Origin of the sequence: Aquabacter sediminis (genome assembly GCF_028863665.1) — a bacterium.
GTDB lineage: Bacteria > Pseudomonadota > Alphaproteobacteria > Rhizobiales > Xanthobacteraceae > L1I39.
The window spans coordinates 16,569-38,651 of record NZ_JARBFX010000015.1 but is presented as its reverse complement, the minus strand read 5'-3'; the positions used below and the strand labels follow the sequence as shown (position 1 = coordinate 38,651).

21 protein-coding genes are annotated in these 22,083 nt (G+C 67.9%); 11 read left to right on the top strand and 10 right to left on the bottom strand.

Translation table 11 applies throughout. The features are described 5' to 3' along the window. Window positions 1-101: 101 nt before the first annotated feature. Entirely contained in the window at window positions 102-1,103 is a 1,002-nt protein-coding gene (locus tag PV781_RS21940; protein WP_274777753.1) for an NAD(P)H-quinone oxidoreductase, read from the bottom strand. Window positions 1,104-1,299: 196 nt separating this feature from the next. Here PV781_RS21940 and PV781_RS21935 point away from each other — a divergent pair, with 196 nt between their 5' ends. Further along, window positions 1,300-1,485 carry a DUF1192 domain-containing protein gene (locus PV781_RS21935; protein ID WP_274777752.1) on the top strand — a complete coding sequence of 62 codons (186 nt, stop codon included), beginning with the start codon at window positions 1,300-1,302 and terminating at the stop codon, window positions 1,483-1,485. A 272-nt stretch (window positions 1,486-1,757) separates the two neighbouring features. Beyond that, a complete protein-coding gene (locus PV781_RS21930) occupies window positions 1,758-2,237 on the top strand; it encodes a DUF1465 family protein (RefSeq protein WP_274777751.1) in 480 nt (159 codons plus the stop codon). 265 nt (window positions 2,238-2,502) lie between these two features. On the opposite strand, the gene rpmE is transcribed toward PV781_RS21930, so the two are convergent. Further along, window positions 2,503-2,727 carry a 50S ribosomal protein L31 gene (gene rpmE / locus PV781_RS21925; RefSeq protein ID WP_274777750.1) on the bottom strand — a complete coding sequence of 75 codons (225 nt, stop codon included), beginning with the start codon at window positions 2,725-2,727 and terminating at the stop codon, window positions 2,503-2,505. Window positions 2,728-2,825: 98 nt separating this feature from the next. Here rpmE and PV781_RS21920 point away from each other — a divergent pair, with 98 nt between their 5' ends. Continuing rightward, complete coding sequence (locus PV781_RS21920; protein WP_425532449.1) at window positions 2,826-4,658, top strand: ABC transporter transmembrane domain-containing protein; 1,833 nt, start codon at window positions 2,826-2,828, stop codon at window positions 4,656-4,658. Here PV781_RS21920 and PV781_RS21915 read toward each other — a convergent pair whose 3' ends face one another. From PV781_RS21915 to PV781_RS21905, 3 genes are all read right to left on the bottom strand, one after another. Further along, on the bottom strand, window positions 4,659-5,129 hold the full coding sequence (locus PV781_RS21915) for a GNAT family N-acetyltransferase (RefSeq protein ID WP_274777749.1): 471 nt from the start codon (window positions 5,127-5,129) through the stop codon (window positions 4,659-4,661). A gap of 80 nt (window positions 5,130-5,209) precedes the next feature. Next, window positions 5,210-5,662 carry a VOC family protein gene (locus tag PV781_RS21910; RefSeq protein ID WP_274777748.1) on the bottom strand — a complete coding sequence of 151 codons (453 nt, stop codon included), beginning with the start codon at window positions 5,660-5,662 and terminating at the stop codon, window positions 5,210-5,212. A 48-nt stretch (window positions 5,663-5,710) separates the two neighbouring features. Then, window positions 5,711-6,979 carry a PA0069 family radical SAM protein gene (locus PV781_RS21905; protein ID WP_274777747.1) on the bottom strand — a complete coding sequence of 423 codons (1,269 nt, stop codon included), beginning with the start codon at window positions 6,977-6,979 and terminating at the stop codon, window positions 5,711-5,713. A gap of 241 nt (window positions 6,980-7,220) precedes the next feature. Here PV781_RS21905 and PV781_RS21900 point away from each other — a divergent pair, with 241 nt between their 5' ends. From PV781_RS21900 to PV781_RS21885, 4 genes are read left to right on the top strand one after another with little or no spacing between them, the layout of a single operon-like run. Then, entirely contained in the window at window positions 7,221-7,373 is a 153-nt protein-coding gene (locus tag PV781_RS21900) for an aa3-type cytochrome c oxidase subunit IV (protein WP_209104008.1), read from the top strand. 31 nt (window positions 7,374-7,404) lie between these two features. Further along, on the top strand, window positions 7,405-8,556 hold the full coding sequence (locus PV781_RS21895; RefSeq protein WP_274777746.1) for a Re/Si-specific NAD(P)(+) transhydrogenase subunit alpha: 1,152 nt from the start codon (window positions 7,405-7,407) through the stop codon (window positions 8,554-8,556). After that, window positions 8,553-9,008, top strand: coding sequence for a proton-translocating transhydrogenase family protein (locus tag PV781_RS21890; protein ID WP_274777745.1), 456 nt, complete (start codon window positions 8,553-8,555; stop codon window positions 9,006-9,008). The genes PV781_RS21895 and PV781_RS21890 overlap by 4 nt, the downstream gene beginning before the upstream one ends. A gap of 11 nt (window positions 9,009-9,019) precedes the next feature. After that, window positions 9,020-10,417 (top strand): NAD(P)(+) transhydrogenase (Re/Si-specific) subunit beta, encoded by a 1,398-nt coding sequence (locus tag PV781_RS21885; protein ID WP_274777744.1) that lies wholly within the window; start codon window positions 9,020-9,022, stop codon window positions 10,415-10,417. A 106-nt stretch (window positions 10,418-10,523) separates the two neighbouring features. Here the strand turns inward: PV781_RS21885 and PV781_RS21880 are convergent, their stop codons facing one another. Together PV781_RS21880 and PV781_RS21875 are read right to left on the bottom strand one after the other, a co-directional pair. Further along, window positions 10,524-10,784, bottom strand: coding sequence for a hypothetical protein (locus PV781_RS21880; protein WP_274777743.1), 261 nt, complete (start codon window positions 10,782-10,784; stop codon window positions 10,524-10,526). A 63-nt stretch (window positions 10,785-10,847) separates the two neighbouring features. Beyond that, window positions 10,848-11,258: a tautomerase family protein gene (locus PV781_RS21875; RefSeq protein WP_274777742.1), complete on the bottom strand. Its 411-nt coding sequence runs from the start codon at window positions 11,256-11,258 to the stop codon at window positions 10,848-10,850. Between the two features lie 164 nt (window positions 11,259-11,422). Here PV781_RS21875 and PV781_RS21870 point away from each other — a divergent pair, with 164 nt between their 5' ends. Then, window positions 11,423-12,298, top strand: a complete 876-nt coding sequence (locus tag PV781_RS21870; RefSeq protein WP_274777741.1) for a LysR substrate-binding domain-containing protein — start codon at window positions 11,423-11,425, stop codon at window positions 12,296-12,298. A 34-nt stretch (window positions 12,299-12,332) separates the two neighbouring features. Here PV781_RS21870 and PV781_RS21865 read toward each other — a convergent pair whose 3' ends face one another. Both PV781_RS21865 and PV781_RS21860 read right to left on the bottom strand, forming a co-directional pair. Beyond that, window positions 12,333-13,319, bottom strand: a complete 987-nt coding sequence (locus PV781_RS21865) for a DUF1775 domain-containing protein (RefSeq protein ID WP_274777740.1) — start codon at window positions 13,317-13,319, stop codon at window positions 12,333-12,335. 36 nt (window positions 13,320-13,355) lie between these two features. After that, window positions 13,356-13,760: a hypothetical protein gene (locus tag PV781_RS21860; protein WP_274777739.1), complete on the bottom strand. Its 405-nt coding sequence runs from the start codon at window positions 13,758-13,760 to the stop codon at window positions 13,356-13,358. A gap of 190 nt (window positions 13,761-13,950) precedes the next feature. Between PV781_RS21860 and PV781_RS21855 the strand changes: the two genes are divergently transcribed. Together PV781_RS21855 and PV781_RS21850 are read left to right on the top strand one after the other, a co-directional pair. Then, window positions 13,951-14,439 (top strand): DUF6790 family protein, encoded by a 489-nt coding sequence (locus tag PV781_RS21855; protein WP_274777738.1) that lies wholly within the window; start codon window positions 13,951-13,953, stop codon window positions 14,437-14,439. A 39-nt stretch (window positions 14,440-14,478) separates the two neighbouring features. Next, complete coding sequence (locus PV781_RS21850) at window positions 14,479-15,837, top strand: ABC1 kinase family protein (protein WP_274777737.1); 1,359 nt, start codon at window positions 14,479-14,481, stop codon at window positions 15,835-15,837. A 13-nt stretch (window positions 15,838-15,850) separates the two neighbouring features. Here PV781_RS21850 and PV781_RS21845 read toward each other — a convergent pair whose 3' ends face one another. Then, window positions 15,851-16,843, bottom strand: coding sequence for a hypothetical protein (locus PV781_RS21845; RefSeq protein WP_274777736.1), 993 nt, complete (start codon window positions 16,841-16,843; stop codon window positions 15,851-15,853). A 410-nt stretch (window positions 16,844-17,253) separates the two neighbouring features. Between PV781_RS21845 and gltB the strand changes: the two genes are divergently transcribed. Next, window positions 17,254-21,954: a glutamate synthase large subunit gene (gene gltB, locus PV781_RS21840; protein WP_489667332.1), complete on the top strand. Its 4,701-nt coding sequence runs from the start codon at window positions 17,254-17,256 to the stop codon at window positions 21,952-21,954. Window positions 21,955-22,083: the final 129 nt, after the last annotated feature.

The window sequence follows — 22,083 nt, the reverse complement described above, 5'->3', positions numbered from 1 at the left end:
ATCACTAGCGCCCACCTGGGGCCGGAGCAAGGCGAAGGCCCGGCTGACGCAGCAGGAGGGAGCGGAAACAGCCGTCCAGCGGCGGCTTCCGCAGGGGCGCATCAGGCCACCTCGAGCACGATCTTGCCCATATGGGCGCTCGATTCCATCCGGGCGTGAGCGGCCGCGGCTTCCGCGAGGGGGAACGTGCGGTCGATGAGCGGGCGAATGGCGCCCTGCGCCAGCAGCGGCCAGACCTTGGCCAGGAGCGCATCGGCGATGGCTGCCTTGTCGGAGACCGGGCGTGCGCGCAGCGTCGAGCCGGTGTGGGTGAGGCGCTTCAGCATCAGGCGCATGAAGTCGATCTGCACCTTGGACCCCTCCTGGAAGGCGATCTGCACGATGCGCCCTTCCACGGCGGCGGCCTCGTAATTGCGCTGGATGTAGGCGCCGCCCACCATGTCCAGGATCACGTTGGCACCCTTTCCGCCGGTGGCGCTTTTCACCACCGCGACGAAGTCCTCGCTCTTATAGTTGATGGCCACGTCCGCGCCGAGGCTCCGGCAGGCCTCGCACTTTTCCGGCGATCCGGCCGTGACGATCACGCGCGCGCCGAACGCCTTGCCCAGTTGGATGGCCGTGGTGCCGATGCCGGAGGTGCCGCCATGGACGAGCAGGGTCTCCCCCGCTTCCAGGCGCGCGCGGTCGAAGACATTGCTCCACACGGTGAAGAAGGTTTCCGGCAGGGCGGCGGCTTCCACCAGGGTGAAGCCCTCGGGCACCGGCAAGGTGGTGGCCTCGGGCGCCGTGCAATAGGCGGCATATCCGCCTCCCGCCGCCAGTGCGCACACCACGTCGCCCAGCTTGTGCCGCGTCACGCCCGCCCCGAGCGCCACCACAGTGCCGGAAATCTCAAGCCCCGGCAGGTCGGAAGCGCCGGGAGGGGCGGGATAGAGGCCGCGCCGCTGCACCACGTCTGGCCGATTGACCCCAGCGGCTGCCACCTTGATCAGCACTTCGCTGGCGGCGGGCACCGGCATGGGCCGCTCGCACGGCACGAGCACCTCGGGGCCGCCCGGGGCGGAGATGCAGATGGCAGACATGGAGGCGGGCAGATCGGTCATGGCACGGTTCCCGTTGGATCGGTGGAGGGGAGGGACATCCCCCGTCCGTGACGGTGCGGGGTGGGCGGCATGTGCCGCAATCGGCGGCCCCTCTAGTAACCCATGCGGCGCGGCGCGAAAATGGCGTCCGGCCCCATGCGTCGCCCCGCTGGGAAAAAGGCGGGGCCGCAGGCGGTTCTGGATCGGAGCTTGACCCATGGATGATGATCGCCCCCCGCCCCCGCCCTCGCCCATCCAGCCCGGAGCGGACGTGTCGCGGCTCTCCGAGGACGAACTTCTGGAGCGCATCGCGCTTCTGAAGGCTGAGATCGTCCGCCTGGAAGGCGCGCTGGCGTCCAAGAAGGCCTCGCGCACCGCGGCCGATGCCTTCTTCAAGCGTTGAGCGTTCAGCTTTTGTTAAGCGCCGGGTGGTAAAAGAGGAATGTCCTGATCGAAGGCTTGTGGCCTTCTCGGATATCTGGCGTCCTCCCGTCGACCTGAGCCGCCGCAAGGCGGCTCTTCTGTGAGCGCCTGTCATCCCCGCAATTCTCTATGCGGTATAGCCGGCGGCCTGGATTCCGCCGCAACACGGGTGCACTCTGGTCTCCCCGCGCAAGGTCGCGCCGCCTCGGGCGCGCGGCCGAAAACGCGCGCCTAGGGCCGCAGGAGGCGGAGATGGACCGGAGCATTGCGACCCTCGGCGTGCCGGGCAACGGTCCCTTCTCCCAGATGTACCGGGATGGGATGGATCTCCTGGAGCGTGTGAGTGCCTATCTCGGCGGCCCCGGGCGGCTGGAGGCCACGCTGCTCTCCGAAGACGCCAACACCGCCTATCACGCAGAATCGCGCGCGCTCACCACCTTGCTGCTGCAGATCGCCGCCTGGCTGCTCATGGAGCGGGCGGTGGCGGAAGGCGAGATTTCCATGGATGTGGTGCGCCTGCAGGCGAGCCGCACCGACCTCAAGGCACCAGCGGCCGTGCCCTCAGCCGACCATCCGGACGGACTGAAGGCATTGCGTGCGGAGGCTGAGGCTTTGCGGGATGCGGTCTGCGCCCGGGCCGAGTACCTGCTTGCGGCGGCCAATGCCAATGGCGAGCGGCCCGCGCCCACGGGCCGGCCGCATCTTCGGCTGGTCCATCAGACACCCGAGTGAGCCCTCATCGGGCCGAGCCATGCGGCGTTGCGGCCCATCTCCGTGCGGGTGGGCCGCGCGGCGCGCTTCAAGGGCGCGCGGCTTGGCGCCGTGCCCCCGCAGCCCCCGGAATCCGGCACGCACAAAAACACCAGGGCCGGAAGGGGCCGATCCTTCTCGGATCCGGCCCGTCCAGCCCCGGCATGGGTTCTGTCCTGAAGACGAACGAGGGTGCGACCTTGGCGCGCAGGCAAAAGGCCGGGCGCGGCCGGAAGGTCGCGCTCGATCAGCCCTTGAGCAGGCCGCCGAACTTGTTCTTGAAGCGGGACACGCGGCCGCCGCGATCCATCAGCTGCTGGGTGCCGCCGGTCCACGCGGGGTGGGTGCGGGGGTCGATGTCGAGCTGAAGGGTGTCGCCCTCCTTGCCGTAGGTCGACCGCGTCGTGTACTCGGTGCCGTCCGTCATAACCACCTTGATGAAGTGGTAGTCGGGGTGAATCTCGCTCTTCATGGGTCACGTCCTTCTCGCCGCGCCAGAGACCAGCCGAACGGCGACGGTATGAATTCGTTTCCTGACGGAAGTGGCGGGTCTATAAACGAGAGCATGCGTTGACACAAGCCGACACCTCAGCGGATCGCCCGCAACTTCCGCCCAAACCCGCTTCCGAGGCGACTTCCGCAACGGCATCCGGGCGGCGGCGCTCGCTCGGGCCGCTGCTCGGGCTCCTGCCGCACCTGTTGCGCTATCGGGCCCGCGTGGCCGCTGCGCTCGTGGCGCTTGTGGTGGCGGCCATGGCGACGCTCGCCATGCCCATTGCCGTGCGACGCATGATCGACCACGGCTTCACGGCACCCGAGGCGGGCCTTATCGACCGCTACTTCATGATGTTGCTGGTTGTGGTGGGCGTTCTGGCCGCCGCTTCCGCCGTTCGCTACTATCTTGTGACCTCACTGGGAGAGCGCGTGGTGGCGGACCTGCGCGACGCGGTCTTTGCCCGCCTCACCTTGCTGGACGGGGCCTTCTACGACACCGCCCGGGCGGGCGAATTGACCTCGCGGCTGACCGCCGACACCACGCAGATCAAGGTGGTGGTCGCCACCTCCGCATCCATCGCTTTGCGCAACTTCGCGTTGTGCGTGGGCTCGGTGGTGATGATGGTGATCACCAGTCCGCGCCTTTCCGCGCTGGTGCTGGTGGCCATTCCGCTGATCGTCCTGCCGCTTGTGGCCTCCGGCCGGCGGGTGCGCAAACGCTCGCGCCTCGCGCAGGACACGCTGGCGGATGCCTCCGCCTATGCGGCGGAAGCTATTTCGGCCATGCGCGCCGTCCAGGCTTCGAGCGCCGAGGGGGCGGCCCGCGCGCGGTTCGCTGCGGCTGTGGAGCGCGCCTTCATCGCAGCCCGGGACGCCACCAAGGCCCGCGCGGCTTTGACTGGGATCGGCATCTTCCTGGTCTTTGCCAGTGTCGTCGGGGTGCTGTGGGCGGGGGCCCAGTCGGTGATGACGGGCACCATGACGGCAGGCGACCTCAGCCAGTTCGTGCTTTTCGCCGTGCTGGCGGCGAGCGGGCTCGGCGAATTGTCCCAGACCTGGGGCGAAGTCTCTTCGGCCACCGGTGCCGCTGAGCGCATCGGCGAACTCCTGCGCGAGACGCCACAGGTGAAGGTCCCGGCCCGGCCCCATGCGCTTCCAGCCCGACTGTCGGGCGCGATCCAATTCGACGAAGTCTCCTTCGCCTATCCCACCCGTCCGGACGGGCGGGCACTGCATGCCGTGTCTTTCGCGGTGCGGCCCGGCGAGCGGGTGGCGCTGGTCGGGCCGTCAGGGGCCGGCAAGAGCACCGTGTTCCAGTTGCTGGAGCGCTTCTATGATCCTCAGGCGGGCCAGATCCGCCTCGACGGCATCGACATCGCCGCCTGCGATCCCGTCGCGGTGCGTCGCCAGCTCGCTTTGGTGCCGCAAGACGTCGCCATTTTCGCGGATAGTGTGCGCGAGAATATTCGCATCGCCCGGCCCGAGGCGACCGATGCGGAGGTGGAAGACGCCGGCCGCGCGGCGCTGGTGGATGAGTTTGTGGTCCGCCTTCCTCAAGGCTGGGATACGCAGGTGGGCGAGCGGGGCGTGATGCTTTCCGGTGGTCAGCGCCAGCGCATTGTGATCGCCCGCGCCATGCTGCGTGCGGCACCCATCCTTCTCCTGGACGAGGCGACTTCGGCCCTCGACGCGGAAAGCGAGACACTTGTGCAGACGGCGCTGGAGCGTTCCATGGCGGGGCGCACCACGCTTGTTATCGCCCATCGCCTTGCCACCGTTCTATCCGCCGACCGGATCCTGGTGATGGAAGGAGGGCGGATCGTGGACGAGGGGACGCATGGGGAACTGGTGGCGAAGGGTGGCCTCTATGCGCGACTGGCGGCCTTGCAGTTCAATGGTGCGGCCTGATCAGGGCTTCCATTCCATCCGCCAGATGGCACGTCCGGACAATGGGTTGCGCCCTTCCGAGGCGATGATGAAGCCGAGCCGCCGGTAGAAGGCGACGGCGCGGGGATTGTCCTGGTTCACGTCGAGCGCGATGCCGGTCGGTGACACCTGCCGCGCCGCGGCCATGAGGGCCTCGGCGGCCCCCTTTCCCCAGAAGGGGGGCGCCACCGCCAGTTGGTCCAGATAGCCGGTGGCGGGCGCGATGGCCACGAAGCCGGCGGGCTGTTCGGTTGCCGCAACGCGAGCTACGAGAATGTCGGCCCCCGTCTCGCGCAGGGTCTCGAAATGGCCGAGGAACCAGGGCCGGCGCGCCTCGAAATCGATGTCCGGCATGGTCTTCGCCCAGCTCGCCACCCAAAGGTCCGCGAGCGCATCGCGCATATCGGGCATGTAGGCGGTGATGGCAAAGGAGGGCGGGGCGTTTTCGGTCATGGGCGCATCCGTTCCCGCCATCCGGCGGAAGCCTCATGAAGCCCTGGCATGTCTCAAGGAAGAGTTGCCGGATGCTGCGCTCAATCCGACACCACCAGCCGGCCCTGGCCGTCGAAAGGGAAGAAGGGATTGTGGGCGATCTCCCACACATGTCCGTCGGGATCCGCGAAGTAGCCCATATAGCCGCCCCAGAAGACAGGTTGCGCCGGCCGCAGCACGTGGGCGCCAAGGGCGGCCGCGCGTTGCATCAGGGTCTCCACTTCGTCTTGCGTCGTGGTGTTGCAGGCAAGCGTGATGCACCGGAAGGCGTCTTGGCCCGCCACGTCGCTCACCTCGGCGTCGCGCGCCAGGGCGTGGGCGGGATAGAGGGAGAGGATGACGCTGCCGGCTTCAAAGAAGGCGACGTCCTCGTGCGCCTTGCCTCGGCGCACAAAGCCGAAGGCCTCGTAGAAGGCGATGGCGCGTGCGAGGTCCGCGACGCCCAACGTGACGAGGTGGAGACCGGGGCGGGGGGAGGGCGTCTCGGCTGACATTGAAACTCCGGGCTGGACCCGCCACGGTTGCTTGGGAAGTAGGCGGCATCAGAAGAGGGACAATTGCTCGCCCGCCTTGGGTGGCTTGCGGAAATGCTCGGTGGTAAGCTTCAGCCCCCGCCCCACCAGCCCGAGCCGCCCGGCGGCGATCTCGAAGCGCCGGCCGATGGTCCAGGCATAGGGGCCGGTGCCTCGCCCGCGGGTACCGAAGGTGGAATCATAATCCCGCCCGCCATGCATCTCCCGCACCAGGGAGAGAACATGTCGGGCCTTGTCGGGAAAATGGGTGACGAGCCACTCCCGAAACAGGTCGGCGATCTCTAGCGGCAGCCGCAAGGTCACATAGCCGGCCTCGGTGGCCCCCGCCGCCTTGGCGGAATCCAGGATCCGCTCGATCTCCATGTCGTTGAGCGCGGGGATGAGCGGAGCCGTCAACACCGCTGTCGGGATGCCGGCGTCCGTCAAGCGGCGGATGGTCTCCAGCCGCCGCATGGGCGAGGCTGCGCGGGGCTCCATGAGGCGGGAGAGCTTGTGGTCCAGCGTCGTGATGGAGATGGCCACCTTCACCAGCCCCCGCTCGGCCATGGGTTTCAGGATATCGATGTCGCGCGCCACCAGGCCGGACTTGGTGACAATGCCCACCGGATGGCCGAAATCATTCAGCACGCCAAGGAGCTTGCGGGTGATCTCCCAGCGCCGCTCGATGGGCTGGTAGGGGTCCGTATTGGTGCCCATGGCGATGGTGCGCGGCTTATAGGACGGGTGCGCCAGCTCGCGCGCCAGCAATTCCGGCGCATCCGGCTTTACGAAAAGCTGCGTCTCGAAATCGATCCCCGCCGAGAGGCCCTGATAGGCGTGGGTGGGGCGGGCGAAGCAATAAATGCAGCCATGCTCACAGCCCCGATAGGCGTTGATGGAGCGGTCGAACGCGATGTCCGGCGACTGGTTGCGGGTGATGACGGTGCGCGCCCGCTCCTCGGTCACCTGCGTAAGGAAGGGCGGCAGGTCCTCCAGGCTGTCCCAGCCATCGTCGAAGGGGATGCGCGCCGCCGGCTCGAACCGGCCGGTGGCATTGGAGACGGCGCCCCGGCCGCGGCGGCGGTCCGCATCGATGGTGCAGGGCAGCGTCTCGCTGGCAAAGGGACCGGCCGCCTCCTGGGACGCCTCCTGGGCCGCCTCTCGGGCGGCGTCCTGGGCGTCCCGCTGGGCGGACTGCCGGTCCTGCACGAGGCGCCCGACAATCCGTTCCGGGTGCGGCGTTTTTTTCTTTCGTGGCCGGGCGGCGGAATCGCCGCCCGGAGCGTCGGCGGAGCGCATGACCCCGCCGTGGCGGCCGAAGCTGCCGCTAGGGACGGAAGCTGTTGAGTCGTTGCGTAAATCCATGTCCTCAGGCTATCCCGAGGATAGGAACATAACAAGAACAAATCCGATCACATTCTTATGTGGGAGGGCTGGTCACGTCTTGATATATGGAATACTGTATATCACGCGCAGTTGCCACAAACGCCCTTTCCAGGTTAAAGGGCAAAGTCCAAAAAAGCGCGCTAGGGGGAGTGACATGGCCGATCACGGCTCGGTGGAATATGCCACCGCGGCAGGCAACGATTATGCCGAGCACCAGCGGACGTACGCTCTGTTCACGGGCCTCGCCAAATGGGGCACCGTAGGCGTCGCCGTGCTCATGGTCCTCATGTGGATTTTCCTGCTCTGAGTTGAAAACTCGGACATCGGAGACGTTTCAGATGAAAATCGCTGTCCCCGCCGAGGTTGATCTCGGCGAGCCGCGGGTCGCTGCGACCCCGGATACGGTCAAGCGCCTGTCCGCCCTCGGCGCCACTTTCGCGGTGCAGAGCGGGGCAGGCCTGAATTCCGGCATCGTCGATGCCGATTACGAGGCGATGGGCGCCACCATTGTTCCCAACGGTGCCGATGCTGTGGCCGGTGCCGATGTGGTGCTGAAGGTGCGCCGTCCCACCGAGGCTGAGCTGTCCACCTACCCGCGCGGCGCGCTGGTTCTGGCCATCATGGACCCCTACAGCAACGATGCCGCGCTGAAGGCCATGGCCGATGCCGGCATCTCCGCCTTCTCCATGGAGCTGATGCCCCGCATCACCCGTGCGCAGGTGATGGACGTCCTGTCCTCCCAGGCGAACCTCGCCGGCTATCGCGCCGTGATCGACGCCGCCGAGCAATTCGGCCGCGCGCTGCCGATGATGATGACCGCGGCGGGCACTGTTCCCGCCGCGCGCTGCTTCGTCATGGGCGCGGGCGTCGCCGGTCTCCAGGCCATTGCCACCGCCCGCCGCCTCGGAGCGGTGGTGACCGCCACCGACGTGCGCCCCGCCGCCAAGGAGCAGGTCGAATCCCTCGGCGCCAAGTTCATCGCGGTGGAGGACGAGGAGTTCAAACAGGCCGAGACCGCCGCGGGCTATGCCAAGCCCATGTCGGCGGAATACCAGGCCAAGCAGGCGGCCCTCGTGGCCGAGCACATCAAGAAGCAGGATTTGGTGATCACCACCGCCCTCATTCCCGGCCGGGCCGCGCCCCGCTTGGTGACGGCGGCCATGGTGTCCTCCATGAAGCCCGGTTCTGTGATCGTCGATCTGGCAGTTGAGCGCGGCGGCAATGTGGAAGGCTCGCAGGCCGGCTACATCACCAATGTGAACGGCGTTAAGATCGTCGGCTATCTCAATGTGCCAGGCCGGGTGGCCGCTTCCGCCTCCCAGCTTTATGCGAAGAACCTCTTCGCATTCCTTGAGACCATGATCGACAAGGGCTCCAAGGCCCTGGCGGTGAAGTGGGACGACGAGCTCGTGAAGGCGACGCTCCTCACCCGCGACGGCGCCGTCGTCCATCCCAGCTTCGCCCCCAAGGTTGAGGGAGCCGTCCAATGAGCAATGTTGCATCGCAGACGGCCGTGGATGCCGCCTCCCAGGCGCGCGCCGCCGCCGAGGTGGCACGCCAGGCGGCCGAGGTCGCCCAGGCCTATGCGGACCAGGCGGCCACCGCGCTGGGCGCCGCCGCCCATGCCGCCACCGGCGGGGCCATCGACCCCTTCGTGTTCCGCCTGTCCATCTTCGTGCTGGCGGTGTTCGTGGGCTATTACGTGGTGTGGTCAGTGACCCCGGCGCTCCACACGCCCCTGATGTCCGTCACCAACGCGATCTCCTCCGTGATCGTGGTGGGCGCCCTCCTGGCGGTGGGTGTCTCGACGGTCGGTGATGCCGGCCATTCCTGGGGCGCGCGCCTCTTCGGCTTTATCGCGCTCATCTTTGCCTCGGTGAACATTTTCGGCGGGTTCATGGTGACCAGCCGCATGCTCGCCATGTACCAGAAGAAGAAGTGAGGATCTGAGCGATGAACGCGAATATCGCCGCCCTCCTTTACCTGGTCTCGGGCATCCTGTTCATCCTGGCGCTGCGCGGCCTGTCGCATCCCACCACCTCCCGGCAGGGCAACCTGTTCGGCATGGTCGGCATGGGCATTGCGGTCCTGACCACGCTGGCCCTCTCCCCGCCCGCCGACGCCATCGGCTGGGTGCTGGTGATCGCCGGCATCGGCATCGGTGGTGGCATCGGCGCGGTGGTCGCCCGCCGCATCGCCATGACCGCCATGCCGCAGCTCGTCGCGGCCTTCCACTCGCTGGTCGGCCTTGCCGCCGTGCTGGTCGCGGCCGCCGCGCTCTATGCGCCCGCCGCCTTCGGCATCGGTGACCCCGGCCACCTCCATGGCGCGAGCCTTGTGGAGATGTCGCTGGGCGTGGCCATCGGCGCCATCACCTTCACCGGCTCCATCATCGCCTTCGCCAAGCTGAACGGAAACATGTCGGGCAAGCCCATCATGCTGCCGTTCCGCCACCTGGTGAATGCGGGCCTCGCCATCCTGCTGCTGGTGCTGATCGTCGCCTTCGTGATGACCGGCTCCATCACCCTGTTCTGGATCATCACCATCGTCTCGCTGGTGCTGGGCGGACTGCTCATCATCCCGATCGGCGGCGCCGACATGCCGGTGGTGGTGTCCATGCTCAACTCCTATTCGGGTTGGGCGGCGGCCGGCATCGGCTTCACCCTGGGCAACACCGCGCTGATCATCACCGGCGCTCTGGTGGGCTCCTCGGGCGCGATCCTGTCCTACATCATGTGCAAGGGCATGAATCGCTCCTTCATCTCCGTCATCCTGGGCGGCTTCGGCGGCGAGACCGCCGGTGGACCTGCCGGCGCGGTGGAAGCCCGCCCGATCAAGCAGGGCTCGGCGGACGATGCGGCCTACATCATGAAGAACGCCCAGAAGGTCATCATCGTGCCGGGCTACGGCATGGCGGTGGCCCAGGCCCAGCACGCGCTGCGCGAGATGGCCGACATCCTCAAGGAAGAGGGCGTCGAGGTGAAGTACGCCATCCATCCGGTGGCGGGCCGCATGCCCGGGCACATGAACGTGCTGCTGGCGGAAGCCCAGGTGCCCTATGACGAGGTGTTCGAGCTGGAGGACATCAACTCCGAGTTCGCCCAGGCGGACGTGGCCTTCGTCATCGGCGCCAACGACGTGACCAACCCTGCGGCCAAGACCGACCCGGCCTCTCCCATCTTCGGCATGCCGATCCTGGACGTGGAGAAGGCCAAGACCGTGCTCTTCATCAAGCGCGGCATGGGCTCGGGCTATGCGGGCGTGGAGAACGAGCTGTTCTTCCGCGACAACACCATGATGCTGTTCGGCGACGCCAAGAAGGTCACCGAGGAAGTGGTCAAGAACCTCTGATCCTTCCAGGACAGCGCAAGAAAGAGGGGCCGCCGGGCGCACGCCGGGCGGCCTTTTTCTTTGGCCGAGGGGCCAGGGCTCACCGAGGGCGCGCCGCCGCCGTCGCTCAGGCGCCCGGCGGCTCCTTCGGCGTGGTGTCGAACCGGGCTTCGCCGATCTCATGGCCATGGCGGGATATGAAGCGGGCCAGCGCGAAGGCGCCAAGTATGGTCGCCACAAGGACGAGACCCAGCGCGAGGACGCCGCTGCCCTCCTGGTAGAGCTTGGCCATGGCGGCCATCCCCGTCAGCAGGATGACGCTCACCCCACCGCCCACGGCGACGGTGCTTGCGGGCTTTGAGGCTGTCTCGGGAAGGGGATCGCTCATGCCTCACCCTGGCAGCCGCACCCCGGAGGCGCAAGCGGCGTCGCGCCCCCGATCCGGCCCCGCTCAGGCTGCGGCCTTGAGGGTCTTCTCCACATAGCGGCTTTCCTGGGTGCGCCCGCCATAGCCATAGGCGTCGGCCTTCACCTCGCGCACCAGGACATAGCTCTCCGGATGCAGCGGCCCCAGCGCCTGCGCCATGGCCGCGAAGGTGGCGGCGATGAAGGCGGCCTTCTCGTCCTTGGTGTTGGTGCCATCCACCACCGCGATGTCCAGCCAGAAGGACGCCAGCCCCGCCTCCGCCAGGCTCTCGCCGGCGACGAACCACTGGTCCGCCGACAGGAAGGTGACCGCCACCGAGGTGAGCTTTTCATCCTTGCGCAGAATGCGGGCGGAGAGGCCCGAAAGCATCGCCGCAATGGCGCGGGCCTGGGAGGAGTCGGGGGAGCTGGAGAGGGTGACTTGCAGGATGGGCATGGGGGCCTCCATCGGTTGAGGGAATGGAGGGAGGATAGGTCGAGATTATGTATGAGAAAAATTGAATTATCAAAATCATCAATTTCGATATGCTCATATCAAGGTGTCGCGTTCCCTTATCGGTTCACCGGGCGAGGCACCGCGCGATCGAGGGAAACCCCGCCATGATCCGCAATCTCGACCTGGACTTGCTGCGCTCCTTTGCGGCGGTGGCGGAACTGGGCTCCATCTCGGCGGCGGCGCAGCGGGTGGGGCGCACCCAGTCTGCCGTCAGCCTTCAGATGGATCGGCTTTCGGAGCAGGTGGGCTTTGCGGTGATCGAGCGGAAGGGGCGAGGCGTCATGCTCACCGCCCGGGGCGGCGCCTTCCTGGACGATGCCCGCCATCTGCTGGACCTCAACGACCGCATCCTCGCCCAGCACGTACACGGCGCCTTCGCGCAGCCGCTGCGGCTCGGCTTCGTGCAGGATGTGGGTGAGACGGCCATGCAGCGCATCCTGGCGCGTCTGGCCGCCCAGTTTCCCCAGGCGCCCATCACCGTGCGGGTCTGCTCCACGCAGACCTTGCTGGATCGCCTGAACGTGGCGGATCTCGATCTCGCCGTGGGCTTTCGGCGCGACACCGACCTGCCGGCCCGCGTGGTGGCGCGCGAGCCCATGCATTGGTACGCCGCACGGCAGTTCCGGCTGGATGCGGGCAGCCCCATGCCGCTGCTCCTGTTCGAGCAGCCTTGCGTCTTTCGGGCAGCGGCGATCTCTGCGCTCACGGCGGCCGGGCGACCCTTCCGCGTGGCTTTCACCAGCCCGAGCCTGCCGGGCCTCATGGCGGCGGTGGGGGCGGGGCTCGGCGTCACCGTGCGCTCCCCCCGCGCCATGCGGGCGGAATTGGTGGCGGTGACGGATCTTGTCAGCGCGCCCCTGCCGGAGGTGGAGTTCGTGCTCTATGGCCGCAGCGAGGCGGCCCAGCCCGCCTTGCAGCAGGTGGAGACCGTTATCCGCGAAGAGGTGCGCTGCGAACGCCCCCTCTTCGCGGCGGCGTGAGAGGCGCCCAAGTCCGGCTGGGCGCCTCCTTCTATCAGTGCTTGTGGTCCATGCCAGACATGCCGCCGGATGCGGGAGGCCCGCCGGCGCCCGCGCCGATGGAGCGCACCTGGAAGGTCACGTCCACCTTGCCCGCCTTCTCGAACACCAGCGTCCCCTTGACGGTGTCGCCGTCCTTCAGCTGCTGGGCGAGGTCCATGAACATGAGGTGGTAGCCGCCGGGCGCCAGCGTGACGCTGCCGCCGGGAGGAATGACCAGGCCGTCCTTGAGCGGCCGCATGGTCATCACCCCGTCCTTGACCGCCATTTCGTGGATCTCCACCCGCCCGGAGGCGGCGAAGGTGCCGGAGACCAGCGTGTCCGGCGTGGTGCCCGCATTGGTGATCTTCAGGAAGCCGCCAGCCACCTTGGCGCCGCCAGGGGTCGCGCGAGACCAGGGCGCCTCGATGGTGAGGTCGCCGGCCTTGAAAACCGCAGCGGACGGGGCTTGTACAGCGGCGGCCACCTTCAGCGCGGGCGCGGGGCGCGGCGGGCGGGGGCCGCTGGCGGCGGGGATTTCCGCCCAGTTGGTGCTGGCGGTACCGCAGCTCTGGAGCACGGGGAAGTAGAGCGTGGCCGGGTTCGCCTGCGGCGCCAGATAGGCGACGAAGGTGAACTCGTCATAATAGGCGTCGGGCAGCTCGCCCCCCGACCAGGTGATGGTCTTGACGCCCTTCGAGACGGGCGGGCCGTGCATCACTTCGTAGGAGCGCCCGTAATCGCCGATCTGCGTGGCCAGCGTCCAGCCGGCCTTGGGCTGGGGCTTCACGGAAATCACGCCGTCGGGCAGCGTGACCTGGATGGCGGTGGTGGCTGCTCCCTCGCAGCCGTGGGGCACCTTCAGCGTGCCCTTGAAGGAGCGGCCGGACTGCGCTTCGGCCGGCTCCAACGTCACATGGGCGAAAGCCGGGACAGCAGCGGCTGGCAGGGCGGCGACGGCGAGGAAAGCGGCGGTCCAGCCGCGCGAAAGAAAGCGGGACATGAAACATCTCCGATGACAGGACAGGATGGTACGGCGTCAGGCGCGCGCCGGAGGGCCTGTGGCATCGAAGGGGGAGAGGGTCGCCTGCTTGAAGGTGGCACCGGCGAGCGGCCGGGCCATCCGCAGCGGAACGGGAAGCGGCGGGGCGAGGCGCGCCACCGGCGCGGCCCCGAGCGCGACCGGCACATGGCCGGCGGTGCAGCCCATGAGGCAGCACAGGGCATCGTGATGGTCGGTGTCATCGGGCGCGGGGGCCGGATCGCCGGCGAGAATCTGGCTGGGGAGGCAGAGGCCGTCAGCCGCCAAAGCGGAACCCGGACCATGCTGCGCGCCAGCGGCGAACCCGAGGACCCCCTGCAGCACCAGCAGATAGGCGAGGGCCACCGCGCCGAACCAGCGGGCGGTCGCCTTCATCCATCCTGCCTGCGCGGCTGCCTTCATGCGCGGCGTTCCCAACGACCGTTCGGTCCGGCACGCGCCGGTTCCCCCTGCCAATAGGGCGGGACGGCGTTCGGCGCAAGGCGCGGGGCGGTGCGGCAGACCGGGTGCAGGAGGTGAACCGGAAGCGCAGCCAATGCGTTAAGGTGTGCGCTGATGACAGCCGTCGTGCGTTGATAGTGGGAGGTACGAGATGGTCTTCTGGGTACCGATCCTCACTTGGGTCTTGGCACTGGCGTGCGCAGGCCTCGCCATCGCCCGCGCGCCGGCGCCCCGTCCGCCCGGCTTCGTCATCGACCGCCTGCTGCGCACCATTCTGCTCTTCCCGGTGGGGCTGGAAAGCCTGTGGGCGGCGCTGGGGCATATTGTCTTCGCCAGCCAGGCCGCGGCTTCCATCGGTTGGGCGCCGAGCCCGTTCCAGTTCGAGGTCGGCGTGGCCAATCTGGGCATCGGCCTTGCCGGCGTGGTGGGAGCCTTCCTCTCCAGCTGGCACTACCGGCTGGCGGTGGCGATCATGACCGCCGGCTTCCTGGGCGGTGCGGCGGCCGGTCACTTGGTGCAGATTGCCGAGACAGGGAACCTTGCGGCCGGCAATGCCGGCCCCATTCTCTATACCGATGTCCTCACGCCCCTCTCCCTCCTGGTGCTGCTGGCGCTCTCCTGGCGCCGGGCTCGTACCTGACCTGCGCGTGCGGACCCGAAATGTCCCAAAAGGTGCTCCATGGCCGATGATGCCGAACGCAATCGCTTCTCCGCGCGGGCGGCGCGCTATGCTCGGGTGGGGGCCAATGTGGGCGGGGTGGCCGCGCGCATCGCCGGCACGCGCCTTCTCGGCCTCGACAAGGCGGGCGAGGCCAATGCGGCGGCCTTGGCCTCCGCGCTTGGCGGGCTGAAGGGCCCGCTCATGAAGGTGGCGCAATTGATGGCCACCGTGCCGGACCTCCTGCCCCCCGATTATGCCAGCGAGTTGCAGAAGCTCCAGTCGGACGCCCCGCCCATGGGCTGGGCCTTCGTGCGCCGGCGCATGATGGCCGAACTGGGTCGCGACTGGGAGACGCGGTTCGCCAGCTTCGAACACCAGCCCGCCGCCGCCGCCTCGCTTGGCCAGGTGCACAAGGCGGTGACGCTGGATGGCGAGGCGGTGGCCTGCAAGCTCCAATATCCCGACATGCAGGCGGCGGTGGAAGCGGACCTCAGCCAATTGGACGTGCTGTTCGCGCTCCACCGGCGCATGACCTCGGTCATCGACACACGGGAGATCGCCCGGGAGATCGGGGAGCGGGTGCGCGAAGAGCTGGACTATCGGCGGGAGGCCAAGAATGTGGCGCTCTATCGCCACATGCTGGCGGACAGCGACCTGGTGCGGGTGCCGGGCGTGCGGGAGGACCTCTCCACCGGGCGCCTGCTGACGCTCTCATGGCTCGAAGGGCGCAAGATCCTCACCTTCGTCGACCACCCGCTGGAGGAACGCAACGGGCTCGCACGCGCCATGTTCACCGCCTGGTGGCTGCCCTTCAGCCGGTTTGGCGTCATCCATGGCGACCCGCATCTGGGCAATTACACCGTCTTCATGGACGAGGCGGAGCGGCCGGCGGGCATCAACCTGCTGGACTATGGCTGCATCCGCATCTTCCCGCCCACCTTCGTGGCGGGCGTGGTGGACCTCTATCGCGGCCTACTGGAGGGAGACGAGGCCCGGGTGGTCCACGCCTATGAGACCTGGGGCTTCCGGGGGCTGAAGCGGGAATTGATCGACGTGCTCAACATCTGGGCGCGCTTCATCTATGGCCCGCTGATGGACGACCGGGTGCGCACCATCGCCGATGGCGTCGCGCCGGGCCAATATGGACGGCGCGAGGCCTTCCAGGTGCACACCGCCCTGAAGGAACTGGGGCCGGTGACCGTGCCCCGCGAATTCGTCTTCATGGACCGCGCCGCCATCGGGCTCGGCGCCGTCTTCCTGCATCTGAAGGCGGAGCTGAACTTCCACGCTCTATTCGAGGAGGCCATCACCGGCTTCTCGGAAGCCGGCGTTGCACAGCGGCAGGGGACCGCCCTCGCGGAGGCGGGGCTCGCCTGAGCGTGATGCCGCGTCAGTTCGTGCCGCGCGAGAGCACCGACGCGCTGCCGGCGGGAACATCTCCCGGCGTGGAGGTGCCGGCCGCCGGAGTGCGCGCGGCAGGTGCCTGCGGCGCCGGAGACGCCGGCTTGACCGGGGCGGCCTGCGCCGTGGGCGCTTGTGCGGCCGGCGGCTGGCTACCGGCCTGACTCGGTGCGGCCTGACTCGGCGCGGCTTGGTTGGCGGCTGGCTGGCTGGGGGCGGGCGTCCCGGCGGCCGGAATGGGTTGTCCGGCAGCGGGGATCGCACCCGTCTTGGCCGGGCTCGCCGGAGCTGGCTGGACCGGGTTGGCTTGAGCGGGGTTTGCCTGAGTGGGCGGCACCGCCGCACCGGCAGGAGCAGGCGAGGTTGCGGCCTGCGGCGTGCTGGATGGGGGCGTTCCGTTGGTGGCGGCCGGCGCAGACGCCCCTGCGGCACCCGGTGCCAGCGGAATGGGCACGCCCACATCGGGATTGGCCGTGCTGGGCGTGGTCGTGCTGGGCTTGGCCGTCTGCACGTCCGCCGGCCGCCGCTTGGGCGCGGGTGGGGCGGGCTGCGCGGCGGGAGGCGTGCGGGCGGACAGGTTTCCCGAAGGCGGCGGCATGGGCGCATAAGTGGCCGGCGGCGGGCCATAGGTCGGCCCGGAAATGGTGGTCAGCGGGGTGACGCGGCCGGTGAAGGCGTCCACCGCCAGGCTGACCGGGCCACCGTCTCCGATAGCGCTCACCACATAGGCGCGTCCCTGGAGGGACGGCCGGCTGACCTGCCAATAGCCAAGGTTGCGCACGATGGCGCGAATTTCACCAGGCGGCAGCATGCCATAGACCGGTGCCCCATAGGCCGGCGCCGGCACATAGACCGGGCCGGGCGGCGGGGGTGGCGGGTAGGGGTAATAATATTGCGCCTCGGCGCCGGTCGCCGTCAGGCCGCACAAGGCGACGCCTGCCAGGGCGCTTGAAAGCGAAAGACGGCGAAGGGGAAGCGTCATGGAGCACCTGGCACGGGAGGGTACTGGAATCGTGAGGGTTAATAATCCCTGACTTTGCGGCGGGCGTGGGACGGGGAGGAGGCGTCCGTGGGATGGGCGTCCTGACCTCTTGTCGCAACACCGTTGCGCGAAACGCATGCGCGCCGTAGCGTTCTTGCGCGGAGCGCCCCTCGTGCGCAATAAGCCCAGCCTCGGGGCCTCCTTGGAACCATATCAGACCTTGTGGCGTCGCCGCTTTTCTGTCATGGTCCGGGAGATAGGGCAGTCCTGCTGCCCTATCAATCGCGCTTTGCACTGACAGATGGCGTACGTCTCGTTTGGACGTGCGCTTTTTTGCGCGGTGCGCCACCGCTGGTGCGAGAGTTGCATGGTGCCGGAGTTACATCCGGGCAAAGGGAGAGGGCGGAGAGATGTCGACGGATCGCGAGAAGGGATTGAGCGGAAGCGTGGCGATGGGTGCCGCCGCCGTCAAAACCAATGCGATTGTCGGGCGCCCCCCGGCATCCGGCCTGTTCGACCCGGCCCATGAGCGCGACGCGTGCGGCGTCGGCTTCATCGCCGACATCAAGGGCCGCAAGTCCCACAAGATCATCGAGGATGGCATCTCCATCCTGCTCAACCTGGAGCATCGCGGGGCCGTGGGCGCGGACCCGCGCGCGGGCGACGGGGCGGGCATGCTGGTGCAGATCCCCCACCGCTTCTTCGCCAAGGAGGCCGCGCGCCTCGGCTTCACCTTGCCGGAGCCCGGCCAGTATGCCGTCGGCCACATCTTCCTGCCCCGCGACAAGGAGGGCGCAGAGATCGTGCGCTCGGCCTATGAGCGTGTCGTGGCGGAGGAGGGCCTCACGCTTATCGGCTGGCGCGACGTGCCCACCGACAATTCCTCGCTGGGCGAGAGCGTGCTGCCCACCGAGCCCGACCATGCCCAGATCTTCATCGGCCGGCCGGAGAGCATCGTCGACGAGGACACCTTCGAGCGCCGCCTGTTCGTGCTGCGCAAGGTGATCTCCAACTGCGTCTACAATGCCAACGACCCGCGCACCGCCGGCTACTACCCCGTGTCGCTGTCGTGCCGGACGCTGGTCTATAAGGGCATGTTCCTGGCCGACCAGCTGGGCGCCTATTATCCCGACCTGCACGACCCAGACTTCGAGAGCGCGCTCGCCCTGGTGCACCAGCGCTTCTCCACCAACACCTTCCCCGCCTGGCCGTTGGCCCACCCCTATCGCATGGTGGCCCATAACGGCGAGATCAACACGCTGCGCGGCAACGTGAACTGGATGGCGGCCCGGCAGGCCTCGGTGGATAGCGACCTTTTCGGCGCTGATATCTCCAAGCTCTGGCCCATCTCCTATGAGGGCCAGTCGGACACGGCCTGCTTCGACAACGCGCTGGAATTCCTGGTCCAGGGCGGCTACTCGCTGCCGCACGCGGCCATGATGCTGGTGCCCGAGGCCTGGGCGGGCAACCCGCTCATGGATGAGGAGCGGCGCGCCTTCTACGAATACCACGCCTCCCTCATGGAACCGTGGGACGGCCCGGCGGCCATCGTCGCCACCGACGGCCGGCAGATCGTGGCCACTCTCGACCGCAACGGCCTGCGTCCCGCCCGCTACATGGTGACGAGCGACGACACCATCGTGCTCGCCTCCGAAATGGGCGTGCTGACCTTGCCCGAGGAGAAGATCGTCACCAAGTGGCGCCTCCAGCCCGGCAAGATGCTGCTGGTGGACCTGGAGGAAGGCCGCCTCGTTCCCGACGAGGAGGTGAAGACCTCGCTTGCCAAGGCGCACCCCTACAAGGACTGGCTGAAGCACACCCAGCTGGTGCTGGAGGACCTGCGTCCCGTGGAGGCGCGCGAGGTGCGCACCGACGTGTCGCTGCTCGATCGCCAGCAGGCCTTCGGCTATACCCAGGAAGACCTCAAACTCCTCCTGCCCCCCATGGCCGTCACCGGCCAGGAGGCGGTGGGCTCCATGGGCACTGACACCCCCGTGTCGGTGCTGTCCGACAAGTCGAAGCTGCTCTACACCTATTTCAAGCAGAACTTCGCCCAGGTGACGAATCCGCCCATCGACCCGATCCGCGAGGAACTGGTCATGAGCCTGGTGTCCTTCATCGGGCCGCGGCCGAACATTTTCGACCTGGAGGGCAATGCCCGCCGCAAGCGGCTTGAGGTGCGTCAGCCCATCCTCACCAATGAAGACCTGGAGAAGATCCGCTCCATCGGCTTCATGGAAGAGCGGTTCGACACCCGCACGCTCGACATCACCTATGATTCCGACAAGGGCGCGGCCGGTCTTGAAGGCGCCCTCGAGCGCCTGTGCGAGCGTGCCGAGGCGGCCGTCCATGGCGGCTATAACATCATCATCCTCTCCGACCGCATGACCGGGCCGGACCGGATCCCGATCCCGGCGCTGCTGGCGACCGCGGCCGTCCACCATCACCTGATCCGCAAGGGCCTGCGCACCTCCGTGGGCCTCGTTGTGGAGACGGGCGAGGCCCGCGAGATCCATCACTTCGCCTGCCTCGCCGGCTATGGCGCAGAGGCCATCAACCCCTACCTGGCCTTCGAGACCCTGGTCGCCATGCGCGACGAGATCCCGGAGGAGGTGGACGACTACGAGATCGTCAAGCGCTACATCAAGTCCATCGACAAGGGGCTGCTGAAGGTGATGTCCAAGATGGGCATCTCCACCTACCAGTCCTATTGCGGCGCACAGATCTTCGACGCGGTGGGCCTGTCCTCCGAGCTGGTGTCCAAGTATTTCTTCGGCACCGCCTCCACCATTGAGGGCGTCGGCCTCGCCGAGATCGCCGAGGAAACGGTGCGCCGTCATCGCCTCGCCTTCTCCGACGCGCCGGTCTATCGCATGGCGCTGGATGTGGGCGGCGAATATGCCTACCGCATGCGCGGCGAGGACCATGCCTGGTCGCCCGACAGCGTCGCCACGCTCCAGCATGCGGTGCGCGGCAATGCCCGCGACCGGTATCGCGAATTCGCGGCCATGATGGACGACCAGGACAAGAAGCTCCTGACCGTCCGCGCCTTGTTCCGCATCCGCGATGCCCACGAGTTCGGCCATGCTCCCGTCCCGCTGGACGAGGTGGAGAGCGCGGCGGACATCGTGAAGCGCTTCGCCACCGGCGCCATGTCGTTCGGCTCCATTTCCCGCGAGGCGCACACCACGCTGGCCATCGCCATGAACCGGATCGGCGGCAAGTCGAACACCGGCGAGGGCGGCGAGGAGCCCGAACGCTTCAAGCCGCTGCCGAACGGCGACAGCATGCGCTCGGCCATCAAGCAGGTGGCGTCGGGCCGGTTCGGCGTGACGGCGGAATATCTGGTCAATTCCGACGTGATGCAGATCAAGGTCGCGCAGGGCGCCAAGCCCGGCGAAGGTGGCCAATTGCCCGGCCACAAGGTGGATGCGGTCATCGCCAAGGTGCGCCACTCCACCCCGGGCGTCGGCCTCATCTCCCCGCCGCCGCACCATGACATCTATTCCATCGAGGACCTGGCGCAGCTCATCTACGACCTCAAGAACGTGAATCCCGAGGCGGATGTCTCGGTGAAGCTCGTCTCCGAGGTGGGCGTGGGCACGGTGGCGGCGGGCGTGGCCAAGGCGCGCGCCGACCACATCACCATCTCCGGCTTCGAGGGCGGCACGGGCGCATCCCCGCTCACCTCCATCAAGCATGCGGGCTCGCCCTGGGAGATGGGCCTGGCCGAGACCCAGCAGACCCTGGTGGCCAACCGCCTGCGCTCCCGCGTCGCCCTCCAGGTGGATGGCGGCCTGCGCACCGGCCGCGACGTCATCATCGGCGCCATGCTCGGCGCCGACGAGTTCGGCTTCTCCACCGCGCCGCTCATCGCGGCCGGCTGCATCATGATGCGCAAGTGCCACCTGAACACCTGCCCCGTCGGGGTCGCGACGCAGGACCCGGTGCTACGCAAGCGCTTCAAGGGTACGCCCGAGCACGTCATCAACTACTTCTTCTTCGTCGCCGAGGAAGTGCGCGAGCTGATGGCCCAGCTGGGCTTCCGCAAGTTCGAGGACATGGTCGGCCGCTCCGACATCCTCGACCAGCAGGCGGCCATCGACCACTGGAAGGCCAAGGGGCTCGACTTCTCGCGCCTGTTCGCCAAGCCCGACGTGCCCGCCAATGTGGGCGTGCGCCACACCGAGCGCCAGCATCACCCCATCGAGAAGGTGCTCGACCGCACCCTCATCGAGAAGGCCAATCCCGCTCTGGAGCATGGCGAGGCTGTGGTCATCGACAGCCCGATCCGCTCGGTGGACCGCTCCGCGGGCGCCATGCTCTCGGGCGCCGTGGCTAAGCGCTATGGCGGCGCCGGCCTGCCCGACGACACCATCACCGTGAACCTCACCGGCACGGCGGGACAGGCCTTCGGCGCCTTCCTGGCGGCGGGCGTCACGCTGAACCTGGTGGGCGAGGCCAACGACTATGTGGGCAAGGGCCTGTCCGGCGGCCGCATCATCGTGCGTCCCCCGGCCCACAGCGCCATTGTCCCCGAGAACTCCATCATCGTCGGTAACACCGTCATGTATGGCGCCATCTCGGGCGAGTGCTACTTCCGTGGCGTGGCCGGCGAGCGCTTCGCGGTGCGCAATTCGGGGGCAATCGCCGTCGTCGAAGGCACTGGCGACCATGGTTGCGAATACATGACCGGTGGCATCGTGGCGGTGCTCGGCCCGACGGGACGTAACTTCGCGGCCGGCATGTCCGGCGGCGTCGCCTATGTGCTGGACGAGGACAAGACCTTCGCCAAGCGCTGCAACCTGTCCATGGTGGACATCGAGCCGGTGGAAGAGGAGGAAGACCTCCTGGAACGCCTGCACCACCATGGCGGCGACCTTGAGTTCAAGGGCCGCATCGACGTGCAGGGCGACATGTCCCGCCACGACGAGGAGCGTCTTCACCAGCTCATCGTCAAACATCTCCACCACACCGGCTCGGCCCGGGCCCAGACCATCCTGGACCATTGGGCCGACTACCGGAGCAAGTTCGTGAAGGTGATGCCGGTGGAGTACCGCCGCGCCCTGCGCGAAATGGAGAAACTGCGCGGCCTTCAGGCGGCCGAGTAAGCCGCCTGTGTGCCTTCGGTCGCGGCCCGGAGCCTTCTCCGGCCGCGGCGTGCGGAGAGGGGCGGGTCCGCGGGCCGGCCTTTCCGTCCGGTGCCAGACCGGCCGGGAGGGTCGGCGGCGGTTGCGGGC

Coding starts and splice junctions, on each gene's coding strand:
- PV781_RS21940 (WP_274777753.1), bottom strand. CDS start 1,103: ATGACCGATCTGCCCGCCTCCATGTCTGCCATCTGCATCTCCGCCCCG.
- PV781_RS21935 (WP_274777752.1), top strand. CDS start 1,300: ATGGATGATGATCGCCCCCCGCCCCCGCCCTCGCCCATCCAGCCCGGA.
- PV781_RS21930 (WP_274777751.1), top strand. CDS start 1,758: ATGGACCGGAGCATTGCGACCCTCGGCGTGCCGGGCAACGGTCCCTTC.
- rpmE (WP_274777750.1), bottom strand. CDS start 2,727: ATGAAGAGCGAGATTCACCCCGACTACCACTTCATCAAGGTGGTTATG.
- PV781_RS21915 (WP_274777749.1), bottom strand. CDS start 5,129: ATGACCGAAAACGCCCCGCCCTCCTTTGCCATCACCGCCTACATGCCC.
- PV781_RS21910 (WP_274777748.1), bottom strand. CDS start 5,662: ATGTCAGCCGAGACGCCCTCCCCCCGCCCCGGTCTCCACCTCGTCACG.
- PV781_RS21905 (WP_274777747.1), bottom strand. CDS start 6,979: ATGCGCTCCGCCGACGCTCCGGGCGGCGATTCCGCCGCCCGGCCACGA.
- PV781_RS21900 (WP_209104008.1), top strand. CDS start 7,221: ATGGCCGATCACGGCTCGGTGGAATATGCCACCGCGGCAGGCAACGAT.
- PV781_RS21895 (WP_274777746.1), top strand. CDS start 7,405: ATGAAAATCGCTGTCCCCGCCGAGGTTGATCTCGGCGAGCCGCGGGTC.
- PV781_RS21890 (WP_274777745.1), top strand. CDS start 8,553: ATGAGCAATGTTGCATCGCAGACGGCCGTGGATGCCGCCTCCCAGGCG.
- PV781_RS21885 (WP_274777744.1), top strand. CDS start 9,020: ATGAACGCGAATATCGCCGCCCTCCTTTACCTGGTCTCGGGCATCCTG.
- PV781_RS21880 (WP_274777743.1), bottom strand. CDS start 10,784: ATGAGCGATCCCCTTCCCGAGACAGCCTCAAAGCCCGCAAGCACCGTC.
- PV781_RS21875 (WP_274777742.1), bottom strand. CDS start 11,258: ATGCCCATCCTGCAAGTCACCCTCTCCAGCTCCCCCGACTCCTCCCAG.
- PV781_RS21870 (WP_274777741.1), top strand. CDS start 11,423: ATGATCCGCAATCTCGACCTGGACTTGCTGCGCTCCTTTGCGGCGGTG.
- PV781_RS21865 (WP_274777740.1), bottom strand. CDS start 13,319: ATGTCCCGCTTTCTTTCGCGCGGCTGGACCGCCGCTTTCCTCGCCGTC.
- PV781_RS21860 (WP_274777739.1), bottom strand. CDS start 13,760: ATGAAGGCAGCCGCGCAGGCAGGATGGATGAAGGCGACCGCCCGCTGG.
- PV781_RS21855 (WP_274777738.1), top strand. CDS start 13,951: ATGGTCTTCTGGGTACCGATCCTCACTTGGGTCTTGGCACTGGCGTGC.
- PV781_RS21850 (WP_274777737.1), top strand. CDS start 14,479: ATGGCCGATGATGCCGAACGCAATCGCTTCTCCGCGCGGGCGGCGCGC.
- PV781_RS21845 (WP_274777736.1), bottom strand. CDS start 16,843: ATGACGCTTCCCCTTCGCCGTCTTTCGCTTTCAAGCGCCCTGGCAGGC.
- gltB (WP_489667332.1), top strand. CDS start 17,254: ATGTCGACGGATCGCGAGAAGGGATTGAGCGGAAGCGTGGCGATGGGT.